The sequence below is a fragment of the Psychrobacillus sp. L4 genome (assembly GCF_042944905.1).
Classification (GTDB): Bacteria; Bacillota; Bacilli; order Bacillales_A; family Planococcaceae; genus Psychrobacillus.
On the sequence record NZ_CP168496.1, the window covers coordinates 2,997,501 to 3,021,464 of the forward strand.

The following is a 23,964-nucleotide window of genomic DNA, read 5'->3' on the forward strand; positions in this document are numbered from 1 at the left end:
CCAAATTGTTTTGCTGTCGGACTAACCGAAGTTAGTCTTTCGAGCTGTATGTCTTAACGTTTTGCATGTTCAGTTTTCAATGTTCATTTTGTTATGTCGTTTTTTGCGACTTCTCTAATTTATCATCTTTCAACCGATGAGTCAAGAAGTTTTGCAAAAAACTTTTTCGTCAATATTTTTTTGTGACGTTTTTGACGACGCTTATTATAATACAATGAAATCGATAATATTGTCAACAAAAAAAACGAACAAATTAATCGTCCGTTTTTTTCTCTTTAGAAAATTACTTTACTTTATAGTATCTATGCATGATTTCATCGCTTTTAGTTGGCTTTTTTTCGATGAATATAAATCCTCTATCTACTAAAAACTCAATAAAAACTTCTAAATCCACGGAGTAGTTTTTCAGTTCTTCTTGCTCGTGAATCTCTTGAATTGTCCAACATTCTTTCAAAGTAAGCACTTCTAATATATGCTGTGATCCCTCTTTTATTCTAGAATGGATTAAAAATTCACTCGCCAAAAATAAGAGTTCTAATCTTTTTTCTAAAGATTCCTCACTAGAAATAAGCTCATCATATAATTTATAAATAGATGGATCTAATTGTTTTACTTGTTTCCAAACCATAACTTCAGGATGCATTCCATGTTCGAAAACAGCTAAGCGGGCTAAATGATGCAGAGATTCTACTATAAGAGTATATGCATCTAAAAAATTTTGCTGTTCAAAAAACAATTTTGCTTCTAAATATCTTCTACTTAGCTTTGCAAATTCAATTCCCATTCTCACTTTTCTTCCGTTAATCGGAAATTCATCTAACTCTCTTCTTAAATCTTCTATATACTCATTTCGATCGAAAACAACTCTACCATTAATTAACCAATCTACTAATTTAGGATTCGACCCAAGCAATAACCATTTTCTTAACTGTTTCTCTGTTATTACATGCATTGCTGCTTTTTTATCGTTGAACGTATAATGTTTTGTAAAAATAGGTTGATCGGCGTCCTTCGTTAAAATAAATAAAATGGAATCAAACGTATCGGTAATTGGACTAACTTCTTCCCGTTTTTCTACATAAATAATACCTAAAGTATTTGCTTCACTTGCTCTCTCTTGATAGATGGGTCTCAATAATGTTTCCAAAATGGCGCCTCCTTTATTTCTTATTATAAGTTTTTCGACAACTATCTTATATATCCTTCTATAAGAATAGTTCAATTCATTATTTTAAACTAAAAATATGATATAGTGTATGTAGAAATTAGGAGGATGAAAATGAAACCCTATAAAAACAAAATAAATCGAATACGTTCTTTTGCACTTGGTCTTGTATTTTTCGGATTCATCATTATGTACGGTGCAATAATCTTTAAAGAACATCCAGTTCTTGTTGCGATCTTCATGATACTCGGAGTAGTCTCTATTATAGCAAGTACTGCTGTCTATGGATGGATTGGTTTACTTTCTACTAAAGCTGTTCAAGTAGTTTGCCCAAACTGTGGAAAGCATACAAAGGTTTTAGGTAGAGTAGATATGTGTATGTACTGCAAAGAACCATTAACACTTGATCCAACACTGGAAGGACAGGAATTCGATCAATCTTTAAATAGAAAGAGATAATAAAAAACCGAGCGTATCAACTACGCTCGGTTTTCTTATTGAACTTTTGTTGCTTGTTCTTTACAATCTGGACAAACTCCGTATATTTCCATTCTGTGTGAGCTAACATCAAAACCTGTTAAATGAGAAGCTAAATGCTCCACTTCATCTAATCCTGGATAATGAAAATCAACAATTTTACCACAAGAATTACAAATCATATGATAATGATCATTCGTAGAGAAATCAAATCTACTAGAAGAGTCTCCGTATGTAAGCTCTTTTACAAGTCCTGCTTCTCTAAAAACACGCAAGTTATTATAGACAGTTGCAACACTCATACTTGGAAATTTACTTTCAAGTGCTTTATATATATCGTCCGCGGTTGGATGTGACATGGATTGGATGATAAATTCCAATATCGCATGGCGCTGAGGTGTAATACGTACACCAGTTGATTTTAATGTATCTAAAGCATCTCTTAAATGTACTTCCGTCATCGCAATGCACCCCTCTTCATATTTACTATTAGTTTATAATCGTTATAATAAGTATAGTGAAGGACAGCATGAGATGTCAAACATTTAAAACACAAGGAAGCTAGAACCTTTTTTAATACCCTTTTTCCAGATCAATTATGTTCTCCATTCGATTGTTTCCCTCTATCCACTTCGCCAAGTTTTTTGTAAATATATCTAATGCCCTTACGACATATTGTGAAGAATGGCTAGAAACATGAGGAGAGACAATCACATTGTCCATCTTCCAGAAAGGATGTCCTTCTGAAAGTGGTTCGTTTTCAAAGACATCTAGCACTGCATACGCTATGCACTCATCCTTTAGCGCTCGAAGCAGTTCTTCCTCTTTCACCACGTCGCCTCTACCAAAATTCATAAAGATAGCTGTTCGCTTCATACAATGAAAATGCTCGTAAGTAAATAAATGTCGAGTTTCTGTTGTGCTAGGTAAAATAGAAAGGACAATATCCGCTGTTGGAAGCAACTCATCCAATTGAGAAAAAGAAATCATTTCATTCATATAATTTGCTGATTTTCCACTTCGATTACACCCTATTGTATGAACACCAAAAGCTTGCAGAATTCTCGCTACTTCACCACCAATTGCTCCAGGACCTACTATTAAAGCAGTTGCACCAAAGAGCTCAGATGAATTCACTTTTTTAGACCATTCAGCGTTTCTTTGATTTTCAGCAATTATCGGAAGTGATTTTTTTATCGATAAAATATGGGCAAGAATCGATTCTGCCATAGGTGTTTTATGAATTCCTCTTACATTCGTCACAAGTATATTCCGATCAGCTATTTCCTTTAGAGGCATTTTTTCTAATCCAGCGGAAGCGACCATAATCCATTTTAATTGGTGCGCTGATGCAATATGACTTGCATGCAAATCCTCGCCATAAGTGACGAATATATCTGTAGATTTCAATGCTTCTTCATCAAATGGTTTTTGAAAGATAAATTCTGCATTCGGAAATTCTTCTATTAAATTTGCTTGTTGATTTGGTTTAGGTAAAAAAGAAAACAATATCTTCATTTTTCATTCTCCATTGTTTAAAATATCTTTTAATGTTTTAAGTGCTTCTTCTACATGGCCGTTTACTTTGACTTTGCGCCATTCCTTTGCAATTGTTCCTGTTGGATCAATTAAAAAGGTAGATCGTTCGATTCCCATATATTCTTTACCAAACATCTTTTTCAAACCCCATACACCGTAAGCTTCCGATACTTCATGTGTATCGTCGATTAATAATGAGAAGGGTAACCCGTGCTTTTGGATAAACTTTGAATGTGCTTTTTCATCATCGGCACTTACACCTAAAATGACAGCATTCAGTTCACTAAAAGCATCATGCGTATCTCTAAAATCACATGCTTCCGTCGTACAACCTGGAGTCGAATCTTTAGGGTAGAAATAAAGTAAGACATATTTCTTTCCTGCAAAATCATTTAACGAGATTATTTCCCCACTCTCATTTTTCAATGAAAATTTAGGTGCAATCATTCCTTCAAGTAGATGCATATAGATATTCCTCCCTCTATTACTGACTCTATCGTATCGAAGTTTACCAATTTGTTCAATTTTTCTTTCGCATTTTTCATTAAAATTGACTACAATAGATAAAGACAAATTAAGCGGAGGTTTTACAATTGGAACGGATTTTATCTGAACAAATACATGCAGAAGCACTTGAACATATAGTAGGTGGCGTAAATAGCCCATCTAGATCCTATAAAGCTGTGGGTGGAGGAGCTCCAACCGTTATGGATAGAGCGGAAGGAGCTTATTTTTATGACGTCGATGGCAATAAATATATCGATTATTTAGCTGCATATGGCCCTATCATAACAGGTCATGCACATCCACATATTACAGAAGCTATCACACAAGCTGCTAAAACAGGATTACTTTATGGGACACCGACAAAGCATGAAGTGACGTTTGCTAAAATGTTAAAAGAGGCTATTCCTTCCATGGACAAAGTACGTTTTGTAAATTCAGGCACGGAAGCTGTCATGACGACTATTCGCGTAGCTAGAGCCTATACAGGAAGAACGAAAGTGATGAAGTTTGCAGGTTGTTATCATGGACATTCGGACTTAGTATTAGTTGCAGCTGGATCAGGTCCCGCTACACTTGGTACTCCCGATTCTGCAGGAGTTCCTAAAGCGATTGCCGAAGAAGTTATTACAATTCCATTTAATGATCCAAAGGCTTATGAAGTAGCTATGGAAAAATGGGGCGAAGAACTAGCTTGTATTCTAGTTGAACCAATTGTAGGTAATTTCGGGATGGTAGAGCCTAATGAAGGATTCCTACCACTTGTTCACAAGATTGCAAAAGAAAAAGGCACTTTAGTTATATATGATGAAGTGATTACAGCCTTCCGTTTTCATTATGGTGCTGCGTCAACTATGCTCGAACAAACACCTGATTTAACTGCTCTTGGGAAAATTATTGGTGGAGGTCTTCCAATTGGAGCTTACGGTGGTAAAAAAGAAATAATGGAACAAGTTGCACCACTTGGACCTGCTTATCAAGCGGGAACTATGGCCGGAAACCCTGCGTCTATGCAAGCAGGGATTGCATGTCTAGAAGTATTGCAGCAACCAGGTGTTTATGAAGAACTTGATAGACTTGGTGCAATTTTAGAAGCTGGCATTTTAGATGCTGCTGAAAAAAATAATATAACGATTACGATCAATCGGATAAAAGGTGCTCTTTCTGTTTATTTTACGGATGTAAAAGTTGTAAATTATGAGCAAGCAGAAGCTACTGACGGAGAAATGTTTGGTAAGTTCTTTAATTTAATGCTGGAACAAGGCATAAATCTTGCACCTTCTAAATACGAAGCCTGGTTTATCACAACAGCTCATACAGATGAAGACATAAAAGAAACGATTATTGCAGTTGACCGAGCATTTGCTCAATTGCAACAATTATGAATGAAATGAAAGGTAGGATTAAATGAAATTAGGAGCTCGCGTATTTAAAACTGGAGTAGCGATCGTTTTCTCATTATTCATTGCGGACTTGCTCCAGCTACCTAGTCCTGTCTTTGCAGGAATAGCTGCGATTTTTGCAATTCAGCCTTCTATTTATAGATCCTATTTGACTGTAATTGAGCAAGTACAATCTAATCTAATTGGAGCAGCAATAGCTGTAATTTTTGCTCTTGTTTTTGGGAATCATTTTATAGCGGTAGGATTTGCTGCAATTATTGCAATTATGATTATGCTAAAGTTCAAACTTGAAAAAACAATTTCTTTAGCACTTGTAACTGTAATTGCAATAATGGAAGTGCAAAGCGATGCCTTTATTACATTCGCATTAATAAGATTCTCTACCATTCTTGTAGGTGTTATATCCGCATTTATTGTTAATTTAATATTCTTACCTCCCAAGTTTGAAACGAAGCTATTCAATGCGATTCACTATACGCAAGATGAAATTATTCGTTGGATTCGAATTGCTGTTAGACAGGCTTCCGATCACAGTTCTACTAAACAGTCAATCAACCACCTAAAAGGTCGTCTTAGTAGAATTGATCAAATTTATTTATTTTTTAAAGAAGAACGCGGTTATACAAAAAATGCCATTCATACAAAAGGTCGAAAGTTAGTTGTTTACCGCGAACTAATAACTACTTCCTACAAAAGTTTGGATGTCTTAAAAAGGCTGCATCTCCATGAAAATGAACTTTTAAGACTTCCAGAGCATTTTCGAATGATGATAAAAGAACGCTTAGATGCTCTTTTGACCTACCATGAACAATTACATTTGAAATTCATCGGAAAGTTAAAACCAGAACATATGGATTGGAACGGGTCTGAAGCATTTATGCAGAGGCAAGAAGTGATGGATATCTTTGTACAACAAATTGCATTGACTCGTATTGAAGAAGAATTTTCAACTTATCATCTACTTCATTTATTATCATCTATTTTAAAATACGAAGAGCAATTAGAACATATCGACACACTAATTACTTCCTATCAAAACTTTCATCACTCGGAGTTAACTGTTCAAATAGAAGAAACTCCTTACTAAGAATAGTTTAAGCGTCCTATAAGTACATCTGGTCTTTACCGTTTCCGGAGGCTTTGGACTAAACATTGGCTACACTATTACCTTTAGGGCTATGGATCGTGAAGTGACTACGTCACTTCACGATCCATTTTTTACGGTAATCTTGTTACGGGTGTTTATCCGTTGCCCTCTTGGAATATCTAAAGACATGATGCATAAGGTTTGGTTAATGATAGATTAGAAACTTTCCTATTCTTTTAAAAGCGGACGAAGATGCAATTTCGTCCACTCAACGCTTCTTTATTAATAGATGGCTATCTATTTTTTTTAGTGCCAAGTCTAATGAGAAAACGCTTTTTAGAATTCAAGAATTGCATAACCAGGTGCATTGTTTAACACTTTATGGCACTTCGAGACTAATTTACCCTTAAGCGAGACCTATTGCACTAGACCCCAGACTAATTCAATTTAAAGATCAGTTCTCTGATACTAATCTTACAAATTCAGCATAACTCGGAAAAGAGTCCGATTCAGGAATTTCATTATAAGAATAATTTTTAAAAACTGCCACTATATTTAGTTGACCATCTTCAGGTAAATCATCTAATTTGTCGCCTAATGATTTTCTTAAATCTTCATCATTTCTAATATCAAAGAAGATAACTCCTTTTTCAAATTCCCATAATGTGTGTGGCATGGTCTCTAAATTCTCCTTCACTATAAAGGAATAATCACTTCCTCCTCGAATAATGGATCCTTTGACTTCAAATTCACCTTTGAATTTTATAAAATAAGCTGTTGCGTCATTAATTGTTTCCGTTTTTACATCTGAAACGATTAGATTAGCGATTTGGTTATTGGTTTTTACGTGATCAGGTGAAAAGATACTTAAAGCATCGGCGATGGTACGATTATTCGAAATGGGAAATTCAAATACCTTCTGATAACGATTAATTAATTCCTTCTGCCTTTCATTGTCGAATTGTAAGGAAGTTATTTTACTCGTTAATTGATCATTTTTCCTAGATGTCTCCAAAGTAGCTATTTTCAAATCTAATTCTAATTCCTCTTTAGCTACTGATAATTTTGCATTTTCCTTCTTTAATTGCTCATTTTCTTGTTTTAAATCATTCTCAGACCCATCGTTAGAACATCCACTCATATTCAATATAGAAAGTATGATAATAACATATAAATATTTCATTGACACCCTCCCAGTTTCAACTAGTCATAATTTTATTAATTATTGAAGAACAGGAAACACCTGAACCCTTGAATATTTTTACGAACCTGAGTTTGCGAGACAACCTATGGTATTGAACTAACGAGTTATCCGAATGGATAATAGATCCGTATACGTTCCTAACAAGGGATAAGTTTCATTAATCAGCAATAAACAACTTTTCGCATAGATTGTTACTATTTTGACGATTCATCTTCTAATTCTTTTTCAATTTCTTCATCACTAATTTTAACTATCTCTTTTTCTTTGACATCAAGATGTTTTACAATCAATTTTAGTTGATGTTTAATAGTTGATAGACTATAAATTACATACAACACAAATAGTATTACCAATATAATCCACGGCATTTAAAGAACCTCCTTATTTTTATTCAAGTATCATAAAACAACAAACTTTACGAAAGAGCTATTTTATAATAAAAACTACAGACAAACTCGATTTTCATCTAGTTTGTCTGTAGTCTGGAATGTGTCACCTAGTTAGGTTGCCGACACGTTTTTTAATTTTTCATGCGAGGATCGAGTGCATCTCGTAAACCATCACCCATTAAGTTAAATCCTAATACGGTAAGCATGATCGAAATTCCTGGGAAAAACATCGTCCATGGTGCATTTCTTAAAACTACTCGGGCATCCGCTAACATTTTCCCCCACTCCGGTGCTGGTGCTTGTGCCCCTAATCCAAGAAACCCTAAAGCAGCTGCTTCAATAATCGCCGATGCTATAGCTAGCGTTCCTGCCACAATTACAGGGGCCATGGAATTAGGGAGAATATGAGAAAACAAAATACGTATATCTTTCATTCCAATTGCTTTCGCCGATGTTATGTATTCCTCTTCTTTAATACTCAATACTTTTGAACGAATGAGTCGACCAAAGTTAGGAATATTAATGATAGCAATTGCGATTAATGCATTTCGTAAAGATGGACCTAATACAGAAACAACTGCAATAGCTAATAATATACTTGGAAATGCTAACAGTATATCAAAAGTTCGAGATATAATCATATCTACCCATTTTCCATAGTAGCCGGCAATAATACCTAAAATACTACCAACTACTACTGACCCAATTACAGAGAAGAATCCAACACCAAGCGAAATTCTTGCTCCGTGAATGACACGGGAAAAAATATCACGGCCAAAATCATCCGTACCAAACCAATACTTACTAGAAGGAGGTAACAGACGATCTTTTAACAGCTGATCATTTATTCCTTGTGGTGTAAATAATGGACCACAAATTGCTAGAAATATGAAGAAAAGAACGATTATTGCTCCTACAAGTGCAACTTTGTTTTTACTAAAACTCCGCCAAGCATCGAACCAAGGTCCAGTCGTTTTCTCTGGATGCGTAACGGCATTAATAGGCGGATTCGGAACCATTTCAGACATATCTATTCCTCCTTTTTAGTCGTATTTAATCCTCGGATCGATTAGTCCATATAGAATATCCACGAAAAGATTAATCATGACAAAAATAAACGCTACAATTAATATTCCTGATTGAATGACTGGATAATCTCGGAACTGTATAGCTTCATAAATGTATCTACCTATACCTGGCCAACTAAATATGGTTTCTGTTAATATCGCTCCTCCAAGTAACAGCCCCATTTGAAGACCTATAACGGTTAATACTGGAATAATCGCATTTTTTAACGCATGTTTATAAACAACCCAAAACATCTTTTGCCCTTTTGCTCGTGCAGTTCGAACATAATCTGCACGCATTACTTCAAGCATACTAGATCTTGTCATACGAGCAATAATAGCCATTGGGATAGTTGCAAGTGCAATACCAGGTAATACTAAATGTTTCAATACTTGTCCTAACTGATCGAATCGTCCATTGAGGATAGTATCGAGTACATACAAGTTTGTCATAGCGGAAACAGGATCCCTCGCTTCTTCTCTACCAGATGTAGGAAGCCACTGAAGTTCAATTCCAAAGAGCCATTGTTCCATTAAACCTAGCCAAAAGATAGGCATGGATACGCCAATTAACGCTATTACCATCGCCAAATAATCGAACCAAGAATTTTGGAACCAAGCAGAAATAATCCCCGCATTTACGCCAATAACTACTGCAATAAGTATAGCGAAAAATGCCAATTCAAAAGTAGCTGCTAAATAGGGCCATACTTCCTTCGTAACAGGTTGAACCGTTCGCATCGATTCACCTAAATCGCCTTTAAAGAGACCAACTAAATAATTAAAATATTGCGTATACCAAGGATTGTTTAAACCAAGCTTTATTTCTAAAGCTTCTATCGCTTCTTTCGATGCCAACTGCCCTAAGATAACTTGTGCCGGGTTTCCGGGTATAGCCCGAATAATCATAAATACTAGAAAGGTCATACCGAGCAAAACAGGAATTAATTGTAATAGTCTTTTTCCGATATAGTGAAGCATTGTCTTCACCTCTCTCTTATAAATAAGAAAAGGGAGAAATCACGAAGACCTCTCCCCTTCAAGCTTATTACTTAAAGTCGACGTTCGTTAATTTATCAGAGCCAGTAGGATGTGGTAAGAAGTTTATCAAATCCGCTTTCCCTGCAAGTAATGGAGTTGAATGAGCAAGTGGTACCCAAGGTGCATCTTCAAAAATAATTTCTTGAGCTTGCTTATACAATTCAATACGTTTATTCTCGTCTACTTCTGTTTGAGCTTCAATTAGGATCTTGTGTACGTCTTTGTTGTCATAATACGCATAGTTATTACTTCCAATATTATCACCGTCAAGTAATACGTAGATGAAGTTATCTGCATCTCCGTTATCACCAGTCCAACCAAGCATGAATGCATCTGCTTCTCCGTTACGAGCTTTTTCTAAATAGGTTGCCCACTCATACGAAACGATTTTTGCTTTAATGCCAATATCTGCTAAGTTCTTCTGAATAACTTCTGCAACTTTCGCTCCATCAGGCATATATGGTCTTGGAACAGGCATCGCCCATAATTCCATTTCAAAGCCATCAGCAAGTCCTGCTTCAGCTAAAAGTTGTTTTGCTTTTTCAGGATTATATTCATAACCAGGAATATCATCATTGTATCCACTAATAGAAGATGGCATTGGGTTTTTAGCAATTTCTGCACGCCCTTCGAAGAATGCATCGATGATAGATTGTTTGTCAATTGCATAGTTCATTGCTTGTCGTACTTTTACATTGTCAAATGGTGGACGTGTATTTGTTAATCCAAGATATCCTACGTTCATGGAAGGACGTTCGAATAATTGTAATTTAGAATCCCCTTCCACTGTTTTACCATCTGCTGGATTTACTCCATCAGCTAAGTCAATTTCACCAGCAAGTAGCGCATTTAAACGAGCTGAGTTATCTGGAATTGAACGGAACACAATTTTATCAAGCTTTGGATAGCCCTTTTCCCAATAACCATCAAATTTTTCAACTGTAATAGAATCATTACGTTTCCAATCAACAAATTTGAATGGACCAGTTCCTACTGGATTGTCACCAAATTTATCTCCTTCTTTTTCAAAGGCAGTTGGACTTGCAATACCAAATGGACTCATTGCAATATTTTTTAAGAATGGAGCTTGTGCACGTGTAAGTTTAAAAACAACCTTATTGTCGCCATCAGCAGTAACGGAAGCGATTACGTGACCTTCATCCCCTTTAAAGCCACCAAACATAGATCCATAATACGGGAATTGGTCATCTGATCCGTTTGCCCAACGTTCAAAGTTTTTCACTACAGCATCTGCGTTAAAGTCTGTTCCATCATGGAATTTTACCCCTTCACGCAAAGTAAAAGTATAAGTAAGACCGTCATCTGAAGCTTCCCATTTTGTTGCTAATCCTTCATGAATCGTTGTATCTTGTTCCCCAAAGTTTAACAGTGTTTCAAAAATGTTTTGAGTAACTTTGAAAGATTCTCCATCTGTTACAGCAATAGGATCTAATGAAACAGAATCCCCACCACGACCAAAGATGAGTATTTTGTTGCCTGTAGATACAGACTCACCCTTAGAAGTTTCTTTATTATCCTTACTCGTGTTTTCTTTGCTATCTGAAGACTTATCAGAATTACATGCAGCGAGCACTACAGTTACCGCTAACATCATAAATAGCAAAAATGGCCATATTTTCTTTTTTCTCAAATTTACCCCTCCGTAAATTATATTATCAATGTTGCACTGCCTATTTGTATAAATGGCAGGCAACAAAATGACCTGGCTTCACTTCTTCTAGTTTCGGTACAACGGTTGTACAAACATCCATTTTAAAAGGACATCTTGTATGAAAAGTACAACCTGTTGGTGGGTTAGAAGGGCTCGGAATATCTCCTTCTAATATTATTTGCTCCCTTTTAAACTTTGGGTCGGGAACGGGAACCGCTGAAAGTAATGCTTTTGTATATGGATGTAGAGGCTCTGCATACAATGATTCACTAGTAGCTAGCTCTGCCATTTTACCTAAATACATTACGCCTACACGATCACTTATATGACGCACAACCCCTAAGTCATGCGCGATAAAGATATACGTTAGCTTTAGTTCTTTCTGTAAGTCTTGCATTAGATTGAGTACTTGCGCTTGAATAGACACATCTAGTGCTGAAACTGGCTCATCCGCAATGATGAGCTTTGGATTTGTCATCAATGCTCTAGCAATACCTATACGTTGGCGTTGCCCTCCACTAAATTGGTGTGGATATCGTTTCGCATGATAACTGCTAAGCCCTACAATTTCTAAAAAGTCATATACTTTCTTTTTACGACTTTTAGCGTTTCCAATGTTATGAACGATAAGAGGTTCCATTAAAATTTTCTCAACCGTATGTCGCGGATTTAAAGAAGCATATGGATCTTGAAAAACCATTTGAATTTCTCTTCTTGCTTTTCTCATCTCAGAACTAGAAATACTCGTTAGTTCTTTTCCATCAAAGGTTACTTTACCTTCTGTCGGCTCTAGTAATCTCATAAGCATGCGCCCGGTAGTAGATTTGCCGCAACCGGACTCGCCAACAATTCCTAATGTTTCTCCCTCGTTTACATAAAAAGACACATCGTCCACAGCTTTTACAAAACCAGTTTGTTTCCCTAACAATCCCGAATTAGTAGGAAAGTACTTTTTTAACCCTTCAACTTGTAGCAGCGGTTTTGTCATTTACTCCTACCTCCTTCTCATCGAATAAGAAGCATCTCGTTTTATGTCCAGTAGATGTTTCGTATAAAGAAGGACTTTCTTCCGTACAACGCCCAAACACAGAATCACAACGTGCTGCAAATCGACAACCATTCTTTATCGTACCTGGCTTTGGAACATTGCCTGGAATCGAATACAGTCGCTGTTTTTTATACCGCATATCAGGAACAGAAGCGAGTAACCCCTTTGTATATGGATGTTGAGGATTATTAAATATTGTTTCAACTAATCCTTCTTCGACAACTTTCCCTGCATACATTACAACAACCCGTTGACATGTTTCTGCTACAACTCCCAAGTCATGTGTTATTAATATAATCGCTGTATTTAATCGTTCATTCAATTCTCTCATTAGCTTTAATATCTGAGCTTGAATCGTTACATCAAGAGCAGTCGTTGGCTCATCCGCAATGAGCACTTTCGGATCGCATACTAATGCCATAGCAATCATTACACGTTGTCTCATACCACCGGAAAGTTGGTGTGGATAGTCTCTCATTAACTCCTCTGCTCTTGGTAATCCTACTAGTTTTAACATTTCTACTGCCCTTGCTTTGGCTTGCTTTTTGCTCCATTCCTTTTTATGTAAAGTAATCGCTTCCATTAGTTGGTTGCCAATTGTAAATAAAGGATTTAATGATGTCATAGGTTCTTGAAATATCATTGCTACTTCATTCCCACGAATAGTCCGCATTTCTTTTTCAGTAAATTTCGTTAAATCTTTCCCTTTAAATAAAATTTGACCATTCGTAATTTTTCCTGGAGGACTAGGAACTAGACCCATTATCGAAAGCGATGTAACACTTTTCCCACAGCCTGACTCTCCTACAATTCCAAGAACTTCTCCTTCTCTTACATGAAAGTCGATATAATCTACGGATGGAATAACACCATCATCTGTGAAAAAGGAAGTTTGAAGATCTTTCACTTCTAAGATTATTTCACGTTCCTGCATGATGACCCCTCTTTTCGTAACAATCCGAATTTTCTTATTATTGAAGTGCTATACTAGACATTTTACACAATTTTTCGACTTATGCAATAGCTTATTCAAAAGTCATATGCCTTTCTACTTAGTCAATATCCAAATCTATCTGTATTTTCATACATTTTATTAGTTATCCATCCAATGATAAGTTATACCAAAAAACACCCAATAAGTATGAGTTTACTTATCGAGTGCTTTTCATTTTTTTATATATCTAATTGTTGTATTTGAAAAAGGTTATAATATACACCTTTTTGGTTCATTAAAATAGTATGATTCCCATTTTCAACAACTTCTCCATTTTCGATAACAAAAATATTATCTGCATGCGTAATAGTCGAAAGTCTGTGAGCTACTATTATTGTTGTACGGTTTTTCGCCAATCGTTCTAACGAATCTTGAATTAATGATTCGCTCTCTAAATCTAATGCGGAAGTTGCCTCATCTAGAACCAAAATCGTAGGGTTTTTTAAAAATACTCGTGCAATTGCTACACGTTGCTTTTGTCCACCAGAAAGTTTTACTCCACGTTCTCCCACTTTCGTCTCATAACCTTCTGGTAACTCCATGATAAAATCATGTGCATTAGCCGCTTTTGCCGCTTCAATTACTTCTTCATCGGAAGCATTTGGATTTCCCATTAATATATTCGATTTAACTGAATCGCTAAATAAAATATTGTCTTGCAATACGATTCCAATATGTTTTCGTAGCGATTCAATCGTTACGTCACGTATATCTTTTCCATCAATTTGTACACTGCCACTTGTTACGTCGAAAAATCTAGGAATGAGACTAATTATCGTCGATTTCCCTCCTCCACTCATCCCAACAAATGCTACTGTTTGTCCGGCATTTACATGGAAATCCACATTATTTAATATCGTATTTCCATCTTTCTCATATTGGAAAGACACATTAGAGAAAGTGACATCTCCGGTTGGGTTTTCTAAAATAGAAGCGCCTTTTTTATCGACTATATCGTAATCTTCATCCATTAATTCAAAAACGCGATCCATCGATGCAAAAGCTTGTGTTAATGTCGTAGATGAATTAACTAAACGTCGCAGTGGACTATATAAACGTTCAATATATGCTACAAAAGCGGCCATCGTCCCGACCGATAGTCCATTATAAATTGCTTCATACCCAGCAAATGCTATCACAAGTAGCGGTGCTATATCTGTTATTGTATTTACAACAGCAAATGCCTTTGCATTCCAAATCGTTTGATCCACCGCTTTGTCTAAAAATTCTCCATTTGCTTTATCAAATAGTTTTTGTTCGTGTTTCTCTAGTGTAAATGTTTTGATAATGCTCATACCTTGAACACGTTCATGTAAATAACTTTGGACGCCTGCAAGTGCTTGCGAACGTTTTCTTGTAAGATCACGTAATTTACCAAAAAAGTACTTCACACTAAATGCGTAAAATGGAAATGCTAGCAATGTAACAAGCGTTAACTTCACATTCATAGTTAACATAATTCCAATGGCAATTAAAATGGTTGCTAAATCTAACCAGACGTTCATTAAACCGATCATAACAAAATTTTTCGTTTGCTCTACGTCATTAATTACCCTTGAAATAACTTCCCCGGCACGTGTATTCGAATAATACTTTAGGCTTAGTTTTTGGAGATGAATATATAACTTTTGACGAATATCATACAGTATTTTGTTACTCACTAATTGTGCCAAATATTGTCGATAATACTCGATTGGTGGACGAACGATTAAAAAGATTAAGGAAGTTCCTCCTAGCCAATAAACTAGTTGATGCATTTTTTCTTCTGATGTTAATCCCTTTCCTCCAATAATATCGTCAATAACGATTTTTATAAGGAGTGGTATAAATAAAGGAATGGCAAATTTTATAATGCCAATGACGATTGTTATAAATATTTGTACATTATATGGCTTTACAAATTGCATATACCGCTTAATCGAACCCATAATATTACTTCCTTTCCAAATCAGAAAAACCTGTTGTATGTATTCAACAGGTTTTCCGTCTACTCATTTAACTGTTTATAAAATTGATAACGACTTGTCCATGCCTCGATAAAATCTGGAGCAAAAGGACCTCTTTTTTGCTTTATCCACGAAATAAGTTTTTCAACATTACGATTCAGAATACCATCTATCTCTTTAGGATAATTCATTTCCATTTTATGCTGTTCGTATTCATCTTCATCTAAAATTGTATAGGTCATGTCTGGAAAAACCTTTACATCTAAATCATAATCAATATACTTTAACCGTTGATTATTATAGACAAACGGCGAACTCATATTGATGTAGTAATATACTCCATCTTCTCGGAGCATACAAATAATGTTGAACCAATGTTCTGCATGAAAGTAACAAATGGAAGGCTCTCTTGTAATCCAGGTTCTACCATCTGCCTCTATTACAAGTGTACGTTCATTTGCGCCAATGACAATATTTTTGGTTCCTTTTAAAATCATCGTTTCCTGCCAGACACGGTGGATACGGCCGTTATGCTTGTAGCTATGAATTTGTATAGTTTCTCCTTCTGTTGGAATCGCCATGATTTAGCCACCTTTTCATCAAGCGCAAGATTGAATTTTAAACTTATTTTCTTATTATAGCAATCCATTCCAAAAAACTGTAGTAAAAAAATCAGCGAAGGCAAAAAGCCCTCGCTGATTTCGGTGAATCCATGCAATTATTTTGTTTGGTTAAAAGAACTACTAGCTTTTTGTTTTTTCATCTCTGCTTGTTGATTTTGTTGTTTTACTTGTTGAATATCAGTTTCTGAAGCAAACTCTGAGGATTTGGATTGATTTTGAGCTTGACCGCTTTGAGATGATTGACGGTTTTGTTCTTTTACCTGTTGAACATCAGTTTCAGATGCAAACTCAGGGGTTTTGTATTGATTTGCATTTGGTTGTTTACTGTTATTCTTTTTCATGGATTTCACCTCCGTACACATATATCATGTGCACTTCTAATGATTATATTCATGCTATTTTTTACAATTTTAATGATCTTCCGCCATCAACAATAATCGTTTGTCCACAAATCATGGATGAGTCATCGGATAATAAAAACATGGCAGTTTTCACCATATCCTCTATTTCCACCATTCTTCCTGCTGGCGTATTTACTCGTGCATCTTCTAATAACGCTTCACGATTAGGAAAATGTGTTAAAGCTTCCGTATCTAATGCTCCTCCAGAAACAGTGTTAACGACAATTCCTTTTGGAGCTAATTCTACTGCTAAATATCTTGTAATGGATTCTATAGCTGCTTTTGATACCCCAACTGTTGTATAGTTTTCTAAGTAGCGAATCGATCCGAGCGAGCTAATTCCAAGAATTCTCCCACCATGATTCATTAATTTAGCTGCTTCTTGTGCACCAAAAAGCATTGCTTTTGCGTTAATATTCATTGTCCAATCCCAATGGGACTCTTCTAGTTCCATAATGGGACGTAACACGCCAGAAGCCGCATTACTTACAAATACATCTAATCGTCCAAATTCTTCTTTAATTGTTTCAAACATTGCTCTTAATTTTTCTACATCTCCAACATTCGCACGAACAAGTAGTGCTTTTCTTCCAAGAGCTTCTATCTCTTGCACCGTTTCAAGTGCAGCTGTTTTGCTTCTTGCATAGTTTACAACGATATCGTATCCATTCTTTGCAAGCTCGATAGCGATTGCTTTTCCTAATCCTCTACTACTTCCTGTTACTAGTGCAACTTTGTTTGTCATCATTATTTACAAATTCCTTTCTTTCCATGCGTTCCAAATTTTCAAAACTGGAACAGGCATCGGTTGATATACAATCTCTTCTCTTGTAAACCATTTACAATTTATCGGTAACTCCATATCATTTATTAACCTTGCTTCATAACTTTCCATTTCCCATGTTAGATGGGAAAAAATATGTTTAAAGGTAATTATCTCTTTACCTTTTTCAATTCTTATTTGGTAATCATGCTCGATTAATTCTTCGATTGTATGGGAAGTAGTCGGGAGTTCGACCATCGGAAATTGCCACATATTTGCAAGTAAACCTTTAGAAGGACGTTTTTCGAGTAGAATTTTTCCGTCTTTTGCCTCAATGACTACAGCCTTCATTTTGTGAATTTTTGTTTTTTTGTTAATCGTTTTAATCGGCAATTCCTCTTGCATCCCTTCAAAAAAAGCTGTGCAATTTTCTCTTACGGGGCATAGCAAACATTTAGGTTTTGTAGGCGTACATATTAATGCACCAAGCTCCATTAATCCTTGATTGAATGCAGAGGGATTTTCTACATCGATTAATTCCATAACTGCTTCTTCAAATATTTTTTTTGATTTTGGTTTTGCAATATCTTCTTTTATTAATAAAAGCCGGGAAAGCACACGCATTACATTTCCGTCAACTGCATGTTCTGGCACACCGTATGCAATACTAAGAACTGCTCCAGCAGTATATGGACCAACGCCTTTTAGAGTAGATATTTCTTTTCTAGTAGATGGAACGACACCATGATATTCTTCTATCACTTCTTTTACTCCGGCTTGTAAGTTCCGAGCTCTTGAATAATACCCTAAACCTTCCCATTCTTTCAGCAGTTCCTCTTCCTCTGCATTCGCAAGTGATTCAAGCGAAGGATATTTTGTGAGAAATCTTTCATAATAAGGAATAACAGTATCTACCTTTGTTTGTTGAAGCATCACTTCCGAAACCCAAATTTTATATGGGTCTTTTGTTTTTCGCCATGGCAGATCACGTTGTTCTTCTTCGAACCAAGAGACTAAAGCATTACTTACTTGTTTTTTATATAAATCGTTCAATGTAAAATCCTTCCTTGCGATTATTGACAAGAATAATCGGGTATATAATAGTGTGGACTTTGTTATTTTTCTTATTTTATTTTATGATGAAAATAACTTGTTGTCCAAAAAGGAGTTGGTCGTATGGATACAGGTACACATATCGTAATGGGCATTGCCCTTGGAGGATTAGCACTTGCTGACCCTGTTGTTGCAAGTAGTTCCATAACCACTGCAGCAGTTATTGCAGGCACCATTATCGGTTCGCAAGCACCTGATATAGATACAGTTTTAAAACTGCGCAATAATGCGGTGTATATTAGACATCATCGTGGAATTACACATTCCATACCCGCTGTTATTTTATGGCCTTTGCTTATTTCGTCTGTTATATGGTTATTCGTACAAGATTCAAACTTTCTTCATCTATGGCTATGGACCTTTTTAGCTGTTTTTTTGCATGTGTTTGTCGACATTTTTAACTCTTATGGAACCCAAGCGATTCGACCTTTTTCAAGGAAATGGGTAGCGCTTGGTGTGATAAATACATTTGATCCGATTATTTTCGGATTGCACATAGTGGGGTTACTATTTTGGATGTTCGGTGCAAACCCAGTACCTACATTTCTTATTATGTACGCAATCATCTTTTGCTATTATATTTTAAGATTTGCTGTACAAGCTGCCGTAAAAAATGCCGTAAAACGAACGATTCCAAATGCAAAACAAATAATAATTGCACCTACGATGAAGTTTTTTCAGTGGCGAGTTGCCGCAAATTCAGAAACGCACCATTATGTTGGCAGAGCATACGGTCGATCCATTACGATATACGATAAATTCGAACGTGTTCCACTTCCTGATTCCGAATTAGTTAAAGCAGCTTTGAAGGATAAAAATTTAAGCGCTTTTGTTTCTTTTTCGCCTATCTATCGATGGGAAATTACGGAACTTGACCATATATACGAAGTACGCTTAATCGATTTAAGGTATAGAAGTAATGATTATTACCCCTTTGTAGCAGTAGCTCATCTCAATGAAGAGTTAGAAATTGTTAACTCTTATACAGGATGGATATTTAGCGAAGATAAACTACGTAAAAAACTCGACTTCATGCCTAATTAAGAAAAACCGGGCAAAAAGACGCCCGGTCCTTTTTTGTTTATTTTACGTCCGATATTTTATACACCATTCCATGTATTCCTTTGTATACCTTCGGATACATTTGCGCTCCGCACTGCTCGCATTCAAACATGGGTGGCACAGTTGGATCACCATCGTCCATTCGATCAAAATCTCTTACTACTTGGTATGGAATTTTCTCTTCTGCATCACACAATAGACATTCGTATATTACTGGTGCCTTGATAATAGTTGATTTGCTTTTGTTTTTCTTTTTGCGTGGTTTGCTGACTGGTGAAATAATGAATCACCCTTTCTAAATAGTTTCTTGTATTATCGCATAAAGCTACCCGTATCGTTAGCACTCCCTCCTGAAGACAGACTTCCCCCTTATAGATGTAGCAGTTGTCGCATTTTGGGCATCTCAAAGGATCCGGCTGTTTTGCAGCCAGAAATTTCTCTCTCCAATTACGTCTTTTTAGTTTAGAACCTATTCTAACGATCCACTTCTTTACTTCCTTCTGCCATTTCGTCAGTAATTTTCTAGTATCACCTTTGGTTTTACGTGAGTACATACCATAATGACGTATAGTTTTGAATTGTTCATCGGGGATATGACGAATTAATCGAGAAATAAACTCTTCTACAGAAATTGTTTCTTTCTTTTGCTGACCATCGGACTTATCTTTGTATGTAAAAGTTACATTTTGACCATCATATGCTTCGATCCGATTCAACCCTATTGCAGGTCGACGCATATAACGCCCAATGTATCTTAGTTGTTCTTCTATCTTTCCCTTTTGTTTTGGCGCATGTATATAGAAACCTTCCCCATTATTTTGGTAGGCTGCTTGAAGGCGTGATTGCACTTGCTTTTTCTCTCTAGGATTTAAATTCTTTCTGATTAGTTTTAGGACAACTGTCTGCCATTGCTTCCGTAGCATCTCAAAAGGTAAGAAATCATATTTTACGTATTCACCTTGTGCATTAATACCTCCCATGGTCACTAACATATGGACATGTGGGTTAAAATTAACTCTTGATCCGAATGTGTGGAGACCTGATATTATACCAGGAATCACCTTTGTTTTTTTATAAAAGTAATCTCTAAGAAGTTTAGCAGCTTCATCCATCATTGGTTTTAAAAGACGTCTGTGTAGCAAGAAGACTTCACGCAATCCTTCATCTACCGTAAAAATCACATGGCGGTGGTTGACTTGAAACATATCATGGGACATTAGACGGCTCCATTCTTCACTTTCTCCCACTGAACAAGTTGTACAGAAACGTCCTTTGCATCGATAGGCTACTTTTTTTACATCATGACATCCTTCACATACAAAGAGCTTGAAACCATTAACTACCTTTCCGCATCCCTTGAATTTTTCAACTTCTTTTACAACTATAGGTCTTACCTTGTTTTCATGTTTCAATAAAAATTGATTCCAATGATTATGCTCATCAAAAAATATTCTTTTTAATATATTCTTTTCCATATAACAAATGTACCATGAACCCTGTGTTCACGGTACATTTTCATATACTTTCTTATCTTTTAAGATAAGCGCAAGCGTCCTTTAAGTGCACCTGGTCATCACCAATTCCCGAGTGCTTTGGACTAAACATTAGCCACACTATTACCGGTGGATTTTTTGTGGATCGTGAAGTGACTGCGTCACTTCACGATCCATTTTTTTCGGTAATCTTGTGGCGGATGTTTGTCCGTCGCCCTCTTGAAATATGTAGAGACACGGTGCATTTGGTTTGGTTAATGAGAGAATAGATACTTACCTATTCTTTTAAAACCGAACGAAGATACAATTTCGTCCGCTCAGCGCTTCTTTATCAATGAATACTATCTATTTTTTCTCTACTTCCTCTTGCTACTTTATTAAACAAAGGAAAGTACCAGAAGCATATTGTCTTTCTTTTTTGCACAGTTGATTGGAGCGGAAGCGGCGACTCCAGCGGGAAAAGCGTGTCCAGGTGAGACCCCACAGCGAAGCGAGAAGGCTCACGGACCGCCCGCGGAAATCAACCTGTTGCTAGCGTTTTTTAGTTTAGAAAATCATCCACTTCAAGAAGATGCTTGTACTTTTCATTGGAGCTAGCGAATTCATGTAGCTGATCTCCATATCCTTCAATCCATTTTGTAATAACCATTTCGGTTACCGCTGCTCCTTTATAATCATAACCTGCTCGAGCATAGGAAGATTCGAAATCTGACCAAAGGAGCTCAATCCAAGTTCGTGCTTTAGAAGCAGATAGCTGTTCGTTTTTTTCAATTAATTGTGTTGTTAATGCATCTATTTTATCTTGCATGTTATTTTCCTTCCTTTAATGGCTGTAGTAGAGATATCGGTAATGCTTCCTCATACTTAGCTCCGCCCAATCTATATCCCCAAGCAAATCTTCCTTTAAGGTACTCCACTTGAAAGAACATCCCGGGATCACTAGATATTCGGTACATTTCGCCAGGTTTAATAGTAGTTGGATCAATTAAGAATGCTTGTGCCATCGTTGCTTTTCTTTCGTAAACAGCATACTCATTTACAATTCCTAATTGTTCTGCTTTTCTGGCTTTCTCTTTTAAATTTGCAATTTCTGTTCGTAATTCATGTTCAGCCATTTCACTATATTTTTTTTCACTCATCTTGTTGTTCCAACTCCTTTTTTTCAATATACAAATCGATTTGTTCTCCAGGAAATCCCTTTTGAAAAAGTGCAGTTTTTACCCGTTTTTTCAAGTCATATCCCGAATATTTGGATGCATACTTTCTCCAAACTTTATCTGCTTGCGTGGCAATTATATCTTCCCATTCTTCCTGTTCTTTTTCCAATTCAAAGGAGTCTAACGCTTGGGAGATAATGGTGAAATTATATCCTTTTCTCTGCAGCGAATCTTGTACTTTTTGTTTTACTTGTCTTGGTGTCTTATCTGCGTTTTGATTTATTATTTTCTCGGTTAGCATCCGGGCAATCGTAAGTTGTTCGTCTTCGGAATAAGTTGCTAGTACTTCGTCTTGAAGATCTTTCTCAATTCCTTTTTTCTTCAATTCTTGTCGGATAGCTGTAGGACCTTTTTTACTATTTTTCTTTTGTGTATTTACTAATGCTTTGGTAAAGCTCTCGTCATTTAAAAACCCATGTTCATATAATTTGCGAACTGCTTCTAAAATAACCGCTTCACCAAATTCACTCATTTGTAACTTCTGCTTTACTTCATGTTCACTTCTCATACGATAACTTAAAAAGTTGATCGCTTTATTATAAGCCTTTCTTACTTCATCATCAAAAACGATTTCATCAATTGTAAAAGCTTCCATCACTTTCCCTTTTGAAAGCTGATACTTGATGAGGACTGCTTCATCGACACTAAAAGCATATTTTTCATCCAAATATAAATTATATCGTTCTTTATTGTTTTTTTGACGACCTATTTTTGTAATAATCGGCATGACTAAATCTCTCCATTCCTCTTCTATTATTATAGCGTATATATTCATAGGTGATAACTGCGAGGCATGCTAAGATATCTTTAAGGGAGGTTTGGATAATGAAAATCGCAATTACCGGCGGTACAGGATTCGTGGGAAGAGAACTGACGAAGCTTCTTGTGCAAAAAGGACATCATGTTTTTATTTTATCTCGTTCAACAAATAAACTATTAAATGACACAACTACTATTGCATGGTTAACGGAAAATTCTCAACCTGAAAAAGAATTAGAAGGAATCGACGCAATCGTCAATCTGGCTGGTGAATCTATTAATAATGGAAGATGGACAGTAGAGCAAAAAAAGAAAATTTACGACAGTCGTATGCGAGCAACCGATGAAGTACTCCGAATACTTAAAGCTTTGAAACTTAAACCTAAAGTTCTCGTAAATGCTAGTGCAATAGGAATTTATCCAGCCTCTGAGGACAAAGTATATACAGAAAAATCAACTGCAACCGGCACGGACTTTCTAGCGAAAACCGTTCATGATTGGGAGAAAAAAGCTATGTCAGCTGAACAATTAGGCATTCGAGTAGCTTATGGAAGATTCGGCATTATTCTTGGAAAAAATGATGGTGCTCTCCCTCTTATGGCACTACCATATAAAATGTTTGTCGGGGGACCAATTGGTTCTGGCCAAAACTGGATGTCTTGGGTTCATGTGAAAGATGTTGCGAATGCTTTACTTTTTGCAGTTGAACACGATTTACAAGGTCCTTTTAATGTGGCTGCTCCACATGCAAAAAGGATGAATGAATTCGGAAAAACGCTCGCAACTGTGTTAAAAAGACCATATTATTTCCCTGTTCCTTCTTTCGCTTTAAAACTAGCACTCGGCGAAAAAAGCCAGCTTGTAATAGAAGGGCAACATGTACTACCAACAGTTTTATCGGAAAATGGGTTTAATTTTGAATTCCCTGATTTGACAAATGCCTTAAACGATATTTATAAATGAATAAATGAAACTGTCTAGCGCAACCTATTTAAAA

Annotated in this window: 25 protein-coding genes; 5 read left to right on the top strand and 20 right to left on the bottom strand. The window is 36.1% G+C overall.

Annotation, left to right across the window (positions count from 1 at the left end):
- Window positions 1-283: 283 nt before the first annotated feature.
- The gene (locus ACEPXG_RS14590) at window positions 284-1,147 is read right to left on the bottom strand and encodes a nucleotidyltransferase-like protein (protein ID WP_391203836.1); all 864 of its coding nucleotides are present in this window, start codon (window positions 1,145-1,147) and stop codon (window positions 284-286) included.
- A gap of 132 nt (window positions 1,148-1,279) precedes the next feature.
- Between ACEPXG_RS14590 and ACEPXG_RS14595 the strand changes: the two genes are divergently transcribed.
- Window positions 1,280-1,624: a YgzB family protein gene (locus tag ACEPXG_RS14595; protein ID WP_151701051.1), complete on the top strand. Its 345-nt coding sequence runs from the start codon at window positions 1,280-1,282 to the stop codon at window positions 1,622-1,624.
- Window positions 1,625-1,659: 35 nt separating this feature from the next.
- On the opposite strand, the gene perR is transcribed toward ACEPXG_RS14595, so the two are convergent.
- The 3 genes from perR to bcp form a co-directional block, all read right to left on the bottom strand.
- Window positions 1,660-2,103 carry a peroxide-responsive transcriptional repressor PerR gene (gene perR / locus ACEPXG_RS14600; RefSeq protein WP_151701052.1) on the bottom strand — a complete coding sequence of 148 codons (444 nt, stop codon included), beginning with the start codon at window positions 2,101-2,103 and terminating at the stop codon, window positions 1,660-1,662.
- A 112-nt stretch (window positions 2,104-2,215) separates the two neighbouring features.
- A complete protein-coding gene (locus ACEPXG_RS14605) occupies window positions 2,216-3,160 on the bottom strand; it encodes a D-2-hydroxyacid dehydrogenase (protein WP_391203839.1) in 945 nt (314 codons plus the stop codon).
- Window positions 3,161-3,163: 3 nt separating this feature from the next.
- Window positions 3,164-3,646 (bottom strand): thioredoxin-dependent thiol peroxidase, encoded by a 483-nt coding sequence (bcp, locus tag ACEPXG_RS14610; RefSeq protein ID WP_391203842.1) that lies wholly within the window; start codon window positions 3,644-3,646, stop codon window positions 3,164-3,166.
- Between the two features lie 128 nt (window positions 3,647-3,774).
- Here bcp and ACEPXG_RS14615 point away from each other — a divergent pair, with 128 nt between their 5' ends.
- Window positions 3,775-5,070 carry a glutamate-1-semialdehyde 2,1-aminomutase gene (locus tag ACEPXG_RS14615; protein WP_391203845.1) on the top strand — a complete coding sequence of 432 codons (1,296 nt, stop codon included), beginning with the start codon at window positions 3,775-3,777 and terminating at the stop codon, window positions 5,068-5,070.
- Between the two features lie 22 nt (window positions 5,071-5,092).
- Window positions 5,093-6,175 carry an FUSC family protein gene (locus ACEPXG_RS14620; RefSeq protein ID WP_151701056.1) on the top strand — a complete coding sequence of 361 codons (1,083 nt, stop codon included), beginning with the start codon at window positions 5,093-5,095 and terminating at the stop codon, window positions 6,173-6,175.
- 454 nt (window positions 6,176-6,629) lie between these two features.
- Here ACEPXG_RS14620 and ACEPXG_RS14625 read toward each other — a convergent pair whose 3' ends face one another.
- From ACEPXG_RS14625 to mutY, 12 genes are all read right to left on the bottom strand, one after another.
- Window positions 6,630-7,358, bottom strand: a complete 729-nt coding sequence (locus tag ACEPXG_RS14625) for a hypothetical protein (RefSeq protein ID WP_391203849.1) — start codon at window positions 7,356-7,358, stop codon at window positions 6,630-6,632.
- 215 nt (window positions 7,359-7,573) lie between these two features.
- Complete coding sequence (locus ACEPXG_RS14630) at window positions 7,574-7,747, bottom strand: hypothetical protein (protein ID WP_391203852.1); 174 nt, start codon at window positions 7,745-7,747, stop codon at window positions 7,574-7,576.
- 152 nt (window positions 7,748-7,899) lie between these two features.
- Window positions 7,900-8,796: an ABC transporter permease gene (locus ACEPXG_RS14635; protein WP_391203855.1), complete on the bottom strand. Its 897-nt coding sequence runs from the start codon at window positions 8,794-8,796 to the stop codon at window positions 7,900-7,902.
- A gap of 15 nt (window positions 8,797-8,811) precedes the next feature.
- A complete protein-coding gene (locus ACEPXG_RS14640) occupies window positions 8,812-9,816 on the bottom strand; it encodes an ABC transporter permease (protein WP_391203858.1) in 1,005 nt (334 codons plus the stop codon).
- Window positions 9,817-9,883: 67 nt separating this feature from the next.
- Entirely contained in the window at window positions 9,884-11,527 is a 1,644-nt protein-coding gene (locus tag ACEPXG_RS14645) for an ABC transporter substrate-binding protein (protein WP_391203861.1), read from the bottom strand.
- A 40-nt stretch (window positions 11,528-11,567) separates the two neighbouring features.
- Window positions 11,568-12,536: an ABC transporter ATP-binding protein gene (locus tag ACEPXG_RS14650; protein ID WP_391203864.1), complete on the bottom strand. Its 969-nt coding sequence runs from the start codon at window positions 12,534-12,536 to the stop codon at window positions 11,568-11,570.
- Window positions 12,511-13,530 (bottom strand): ABC transporter ATP-binding protein, encoded by a 1,020-nt coding sequence (locus ACEPXG_RS14655; RefSeq protein WP_151701062.1) that lies wholly within the window; start codon window positions 13,528-13,530, stop codon window positions 12,511-12,513. The genes ACEPXG_RS14650 and ACEPXG_RS14655 overlap by 26 nt, the downstream gene beginning before the upstream one ends.
- 239 nt (window positions 13,531-13,769) lie before the next feature.
- On the bottom strand, window positions 13,770-15,518 hold the full coding sequence (locus ACEPXG_RS14660; protein WP_391203869.1) for an ABC transporter ATP-binding protein: 1,749 nt from the start codon (window positions 15,516-15,518) through the stop codon (window positions 13,770-13,772).
- Window positions 15,519-15,577: 59 nt separating this feature from the next.
- The gene (locus ACEPXG_RS14665) at window positions 15,578-16,117 is read right to left on the bottom strand and encodes a DUF402 domain-containing protein (RefSeq protein ID WP_391203872.1); all 540 of its coding nucleotides are present in this window, start codon (window positions 16,115-16,117) and stop codon (window positions 15,578-15,580) included.
- A gap of 137 nt (window positions 16,118-16,254) precedes the next feature.
- Window positions 16,255-16,500, bottom strand: coding sequence for a gamma-type small acid-soluble spore protein (locus tag ACEPXG_RS14670; RefSeq protein WP_391203875.1), 246 nt, complete (start codon window positions 16,498-16,500; stop codon window positions 16,255-16,257).
- Between the two features lie 61 nt (window positions 16,501-16,561).
- On the bottom strand, window positions 16,562-17,308 hold the full coding sequence (gene fabL, locus ACEPXG_RS14675; protein WP_391203878.1) for an enoyl-[acyl-carrier-protein] reductase FabL: 747 nt from the start codon (window positions 17,306-17,308) through the stop codon (window positions 16,562-16,564).
- Window positions 17,309-17,311: 3 nt separating this feature from the next.
- A complete protein-coding gene (mutY, locus tag ACEPXG_RS14680; RefSeq protein ID WP_391203881.1) occupies window positions 17,312-18,376 on the bottom strand; it encodes an A/G-specific adenine glycosylase in 1,065 nt (354 codons plus the stop codon).
- Window positions 18,377-18,499: 123 nt separating this feature from the next.
- Here mutY and ACEPXG_RS14685 point away from each other — a divergent pair, with 123 nt between their 5' ends.
- Window positions 18,500-19,480 carry a metal-dependent hydrolase gene (locus ACEPXG_RS14685; RefSeq protein WP_391203884.1) on the top strand — a complete coding sequence of 327 codons (981 nt, stop codon included), beginning with the start codon at window positions 18,500-18,502 and terminating at the stop codon, window positions 19,478-19,480.
- Between the two features lie 206 nt (window positions 19,481-19,686).
- On the opposite strand, the gene ACEPXG_RS14690 is transcribed toward ACEPXG_RS14685, so the two are convergent.
- From ACEPXG_RS14690 to recX, 4 genes are all read right to left on the bottom strand, one after another.
- The gene (locus tag ACEPXG_RS14690) at window positions 19,687-20,973 is read right to left on the bottom strand and encodes a transposase (protein WP_391203887.1); all 1,287 of its coding nucleotides are present in this window, start codon (window positions 20,971-20,973) and stop codon (window positions 19,687-19,689) included.
- 559 nt (window positions 20,974-21,532) lie between these two features.
- On the bottom strand, window positions 21,533-21,799 hold the full coding sequence (locus ACEPXG_RS14695) for a YfhJ family protein (protein ID WP_391203890.1): 267 nt from the start codon (window positions 21,797-21,799) through the stop codon (window positions 21,533-21,535).
- A gap of 1 nt (window position 21,800) precedes the next feature.
- Window positions 21,801-22,130, bottom strand: coding sequence for a YfhH family protein (locus tag ACEPXG_RS14700; protein ID WP_391203893.1), 330 nt, complete (start codon window positions 22,128-22,130; stop codon window positions 21,801-21,803).
- Window positions 22,123-22,935, bottom strand: coding sequence for a recombination regulator RecX (gene recX, locus ACEPXG_RS14705; protein ID WP_391209934.1), 813 nt, complete (start codon window positions 22,933-22,935; stop codon window positions 22,123-22,125). Before recX ends, ACEPXG_RS14700 begins: the two co-directional genes overlap by 8 nt.
- Before the next feature lie 98 nt (window positions 22,936-23,033).
- On the opposite strand from recX, the gene ACEPXG_RS14710 reads away from it, so the two are divergent.
- The gene (locus ACEPXG_RS14710) at window positions 23,034-23,930 is read left to right on the top strand and encodes a TIGR01777 family oxidoreductase (RefSeq protein ID WP_391203896.1); all 897 of its coding nucleotides are present in this window, start codon (window positions 23,034-23,036) and stop codon (window positions 23,928-23,930) included.
- Window positions 23,931-23,964: the final 34 nt, after the last annotated feature.

Bases quoted from the DNA above. Each gene is read 5' to 3' on its own strand.
- ACEPXG_RS14655 (WP_151701062.1), bottom strand. From the start codon at position 13,530: ATGCAGGAACGTGAAATAATCTTAGAAGTGAAAGATCTTCAAACTTCC.
- ACEPXG_RS14630 (WP_391203852.1), bottom strand. From the start codon at position 7,747: ATGCCGTGGATTATATTGGTAATACTATTTGTGTTGTATGTAATTTAT.
- ACEPXG_RS14690 (WP_391203887.1), bottom strand. From the start codon at position 20,973: ATGGAAAAGAATATATTAAAAAGAATATTTTTTGATGAGCATAATCAT.
- recX (WP_391209934.1), bottom strand. From the start codon at position 22,935: ATGCCGATTATTACAAAAATAGGTCGTCAAAAAAACAATAAAGAACGA.
- bcp (WP_391203842.1), bottom strand. From the start codon at position 3,646: ATGCATCTACTTGAAGGAATGATTGCACCTAAATTTTCATTGAAAAAT.
- ACEPXG_RS14695 (WP_391203890.1), bottom strand. From the start codon at position 21,799: ATGCAAGATAAAATAGATGCATTAACAACACAATTAATTGAAAAAAAC.
- ACEPXG_RS14635 (WP_391203855.1), bottom strand. From the start codon at position 8,796: ATGTCTGAAATGGTTCCGAATCCGCCTATTAATGCCGTTACGCATCCA.
- ACEPXG_RS14665 (WP_391203872.1), bottom strand. From the start codon at position 16,117: ATGGCGATTCCAACAGAAGGAGAAACTATACAAATTCATAGCTACAAG.
- ACEPXG_RS14620 (WP_151701056.1), top strand. From the start codon at position 5,093: ATGAAATTAGGAGCTCGCGTATTTAAAACTGGAGTAGCGATCGTTTTC.
- ACEPXG_RS14640 (WP_391203858.1), bottom strand. From the start codon at position 9,816: ATGCTTCACTATATCGGAAAAAGACTATTACAATTAATTCCTGTTTTG.
- fabL (WP_391203878.1), bottom strand. From the start codon at position 17,308: ATGATGACAAACAAAGTTGCACTAGTAACAGGAAGTAGTAGAGGATTA.
- ACEPXG_RS14710 (WP_391203896.1), top strand. From the start codon at position 23,034: ATGAAAATCGCAATTACCGGCGGTACAGGATTCGTGGGAAGAGAACTG.
- ACEPXG_RS14625 (WP_391203849.1), bottom strand. From the start codon at position 7,358: ATGAAATATTTATATGTTATTATCATACTTTCTATATTGAATATGAGT.
- ACEPXG_RS14660 (WP_391203869.1), bottom strand. From the start codon at position 15,518: ATGGGTTCGATTAAGCGGTATATGCAATTTGTAAAGCCATATAATGTA.
- ACEPXG_RS14595 (WP_151701051.1), top strand. From the start codon at position 1,280: ATGAAACCCTATAAAAACAAAATAAATCGAATACGTTCTTTTGCACTT.
- ACEPXG_RS14650 (WP_391203864.1), bottom strand. From the start codon at position 12,536: ATGACAAAACCGCTGCTACAAGTTGAAGGGTTAAAAAAGTACTTTCCT.
- ACEPXG_RS14605 (WP_391203839.1), bottom strand. From the start codon at position 3,160: ATGAAGATATTGTTTTCTTTTTTACCTAAACCAAATCAACAAGCAAAT.
- ACEPXG_RS14670 (WP_391203875.1), bottom strand. From the start codon at position 16,500: ATGAAAAAGAATAACAGTAAACAACCAAATGCAAATCAATACAAAACC.
- perR (WP_151701052.1), bottom strand. From the start codon at position 2,103: ATGACGGAAGTACATTTAAGAGATGCTTTAGATACATTAAAATCAACT.
- ACEPXG_RS14700 (WP_391203893.1), bottom strand. From the start codon at position 22,130: ATGAGTGAAAAAAAATATAGTGAAATGGCTGAACATGAATTACGAACA.
- ACEPXG_RS14685 (WP_391203884.1), top strand. From the start codon at position 18,500: ATGGATACAGGTACACATATCGTAATGGGCATTGCCCTTGGAGGATTA.